This window comes from Propioniciclava sp. (genome assembly GCF_036744435.1).
In the GTDB taxonomy this organism is placed as follows: Bacteria; Actinomycetota; Actinomycetes; order Propionibacteriales; family Propionibacteriaceae; genus Propioniciclava.
Map to the genome: position 1 here is coordinate 1 of NZ_DAIOIA010000184.1, position 3,472 is coordinate 3,472.

The window sequence follows — 3,472 nt, forward strand, 5'->3', positions numbered from 1 at the left end:
CGGCCCCCACCATGCAGCCCGTCAGTCCTCGACGATCTCAGCCTCAGTCGTCGGCGGAGGCAGCCTCAGTCCTCGGCGACCTGAGCCTCAGTCCTCGGCGGACGCAGCCTCAGTCCTCGACGGACGCAACCTCAGTCCTCGGCGACGTGAGGGCGCGTCGTTGACCGGCTGGGGGTCAGTCCTGAGCGCGTTGCGCCCCCATCCCCTGCCGTTGGCGGCGCGTGTGTCAGCCCAGGCGGGTGTAGAGGTCCGTCCGCAGGGAGGCCGGGTCGGCGTCGGGGGTCGGCTCGGTGACGTAGACCTCCCAGAACGGGAAGGCTGGCTCGCGTCCGTCGGCGATCACCGCCGCCATCAGGCCGCCCCACGCCTCGCCGAGAGCCTCGTAGGAACCCAGGTGAGAGAGCGTCGCGATGTCGCCACCGGGTAGCGAGGACGCCTCGATGCGGACGCCATCGACGTCGATCGGCTCGGTGAGCGCCTTGTCGACGGGGATGCCGACCTCGAAGTCTCCCGTCTCGGTGGGCATCCGGTGGTGCAGCGAGAAGGGCGGTGCGACGGGCGTGATCCCCGCGGCGGCCAGGGCAGGGAAGAGCGCGCTGAAAGCCTGGTCGAACAGGGCGGACATGCCGTCCATGGGGTAGTCGACCACCGACACGACCACCGTCGGTACGTCGGCTACCTGCAGGACGACCAGGTCGGTGCGCAGCTCGGAATGGTTGAGGTACAACGCGGACATCGTGCTCCTTGGTGTCGGCTGCCGAACAACTGCCGCTCAGGTTACTGGCCGCTCACGACAATCCCGAGCTAGCGGCGGAATCGTTTCTGCTTCTTGGGTGGATGGGCAGGACGTGCGTCCGGGAACAGCTCGTGGGTTGCCGCCCGCACGGCGGCCTCGTCGAGGGCCGCCTGCTCCAAGGCGTCGCGCGTCCCAGCCTCGGCCCGGGCCTGCGCCGCGTCGACCTCCCACTCGGCGGCCCTTTGCCGCTCGGCGGCCGACAAGGCGACCTCGTGCCGATCGACGAGGTTCCTCTGGGCTGATTCCGCGTCGATCACGTTCGCGGCGGCTCTGCGCACGTCTCGGGCCGCAGCCGTAGCCGCCTTGATGTCGGCTGTGGTGCTGCTGGCAGCCAACCCGGGCAAGGTGGCCTCCAAGCTGTCGTGGCTGGGACCGGTGATCTGGTCCACCAGGGAGGCCGTGGTGGCGAGCGTGTGCGCCAGCGCTGCTGCGGGCTTGGCGAGTGCCGGGTTGGCAATCGACCGGGCAATGAGCGGGGTGACCAAATGCGCATAGTCGGGGTAGGCGACCTCGGTGGAGAGCAGGTCTTCGAAGCGCTCATCGACGGGGAGACCGTCGGCTCCGACGAGGGTCTCCTTGGAGACACCCACCATGACGATCGCCCACAGTGCCGCCGCCACACTGGTGATCCACAAGGCCATATCGCCCCACTGACGCAGCGCGGCCGACATCGAGCCGTCGGCTGCGACGTAGTACACCGCCGCCAACGCCACCAGGTTCACCACCGCCACCAACGCGGCGAGCACCGCAGGCATCGCACGCTTGACGGCATGAGCACGGGACACCCTCGAGGTCAGGATCATGCCGTGCGTGGACCCCGAGGGGAGTTCCTGCGTCCACAACACCGAACCCCACGCCCGCTTCTCGACGCGCCCGCTGCCTGGCACAGGGGGACGCTTCCACGGCGGGCGCTGCTGGAAGGTATCGATGAGGTAGATGGCTTCCTCCACGAGGGCTACGACGAGCGTCCGGCTCATCTCTGATGCGATGTGGGAGCGTGACGCGCCCCAGTTTATGGTCAAGACACGTGCGGATCGCCATGGGTGGTGCACCCTAATCTGGTCGCATGATCGCGCCTTGTGCCCCCGAGCGACCCACCCTCCCATGCACAACCCGGACGCCACGATGAGGGGGCGCACCAGCAGCACCATCGAGACCCTGCTGCAGATCTGCCTGACGCTGTCGGGGATCTACGTGGTGGTGATGTCCGGTCCCGCCGGGTCGGTGCTGTGGTGCTTGATCGCTCTGGCGTACGTCGTGCTGCGGCTCGTGCGGCTCCGCGTCCGGCCGCAGGAGTCCATCCCGAGTGCGCGCAGCATCCGCGTCCGGCTGGCCTTCGCGATGCTGGCGAGCGCCGTCGGCCTCACCGGCGCGATGAACTCGATCGTCGGGCCGTCCACGTCGGGATTCGACCAGGTCGCCGTCCCGATGATCCTGCTGGCCTGGGCCGTCCTGCATTTTGGCTACTCGGATGTGTACCGCGACGAAGCGATCCTGGACGCCTCCCAGGGCAAGCCTCGCGCCCTGGAGTTCGCGGGTGACGCCGACCCGGAGCCCTCGGACTACGTGTACTTCGCGTTCACCGTCGGTATCTCGTTCGCCACCAGCGACGCCAGCATCACCACCCCGCACCTGCGCCGCATCGTCACCTGGCATGGGGTGCTGAGCTTCCTCTACAACACGGCCATCGTCGGCGTCGCGATCAACCTGATCACCAGCATCAGTTGAGGCAGGGTCCTCGCGCGGGTCAACCCGCACAAAGTAGATAGCGGAGTGCCCACATCACCCCCACTGACGCACCGCACGCCCAGGACCGTGCCTCCACCCCGCTCGCCACAGCGCCCCGGGTCAGGGGATGTCTGGCGCGGGCGCAGCCTCGATCGGCTCGACGCTGAACCGGCGTCCGGTTAGCACGGGGACCCTCTGGCGCACCTCGGCGATCCAGGCCGGGTCGATGGTTCCGGCGATGGTGCCGGGACGCCCGCCCGCGCTGGCCACAACCACACCCAGCGGGTCGAGGATGGCGGAGCGTCCGATGCACACCGGCGGGGTCTGCCCGCAGCCGACGACGTAGATCGTGTTCTCGATGGCCCGTGCGGCCAGCAGCGTCGCCCAGTGCTCCTCTTTCAGCGGGCCGGCTACCCACGCGGCGGGCACGAGGACGGCCTGCGCCCCGGCGTCGACCAGACGGCGCGTCGTCTCAGGGAACCGCAGGTCGTAACAGGTTTGGACGCCGAACGTGACGTCTCCGAGGCGGAACACGGCTGGTTGCTCGATGTCCCCAGGTGCGACCGCATCGGACTCCCGGTAGCCGAACGCGTCATAGAGATGCAGTTTGCGATACGCGGTGAGCAGTTCGCCCGCCGCCGAGACGGCGACCACCGTGTTGTGGACGCGGTCCTGGCCGGGGATCGCCTCCGTCAGCCCGGCGACCACGGCGACACCGTGCCGGAGCGCCGCGTCCCGCAGCGCGGTGACGAACGGCCCGTCGAGGGGTTCGGCGATCGGCGCCAGATCGGTGCGGGAGTCAGGCGGGCTGAACATGGCGTTCTCGGGACACACCACCAACTCCGCCCCGGACGCCGCCGCCTCGGCCACCCCCGCAGTGAGCGCCCGCAGGTTGGCGGCTTTGTCTTCGGTGGGTGCGAACTGGTGAACCGCGACGGTGACAGGCAT

At 69.0% G+C, this 3,472-nt stretch carries 4 protein-coding genes; 1 reads left to right on the forward strand and 3 read right to left on the reverse strand.

Annotated elements, in window-relative coordinates; translation table 11 throughout:
• Positions 1-226 precede the first annotated feature (226 nt).
• On the reverse strand, positions 227-736 hold the full coding sequence (locus V7E09_RS14815) for a GyrI-like domain-containing protein (protein ID WP_324511005.1): 510 nt from the start codon (positions 734-736) through the stop codon (positions 227-229).
• A 68-nt stretch (positions 737-804) separates the two neighbouring features.
• Positions 805-1,773, reverse strand: a complete 969-nt coding sequence (locus V7E09_RS14820) for a hypothetical protein (RefSeq protein WP_324511006.1) — start codon at positions 1,771-1,773, stop codon at positions 805-807.
• A 127-nt stretch (positions 1,774-1,900) separates the two neighbouring features.
• On the opposite strand from V7E09_RS14820, the gene V7E09_RS14825 reads away from it, so the two are divergent.
• Positions 1,901-2,524: a DUF1345 domain-containing protein gene (locus tag V7E09_RS14825; protein ID WP_324511007.1), complete on the forward strand. Its 624-nt coding sequence runs from the start codon at positions 1,901-1,903 to the stop codon at positions 2,522-2,524.
• 120 nt (positions 2,525-2,644) lie between these two features.
• On the opposite strand, the gene V7E09_RS14830 is transcribed toward V7E09_RS14825, so the two are convergent.
• Positions 2,645-3,472 (reverse strand): carbon-nitrogen hydrolase family protein (locus tag V7E09_RS14830; protein WP_324523642.1); only part of this gene is annotated, 828 nt, incomplete at its 5' end.

Coding starts and splice junctions, on each gene's coding strand:
- V7E09_RS14815 (WP_324511005.1), bottom strand. CDS start 736: ATGTCCGCGTTGTACCTCAACCATTCCGAGCTGCGCACCGACCTGGTC.
- V7E09_RS14820 (WP_324511006.1), bottom strand. CDS start 1,773: ATGAGCCGGACGCTCGTCGTAGCCCTCGTGGAGGAAGCCATCTACCTC.
- V7E09_RS14825 (WP_324511007.1), top strand. CDS start 1,901: ATGCACAACCCGGACGCCACGATGAGGGGGCGCACCAGCAGCACCATC.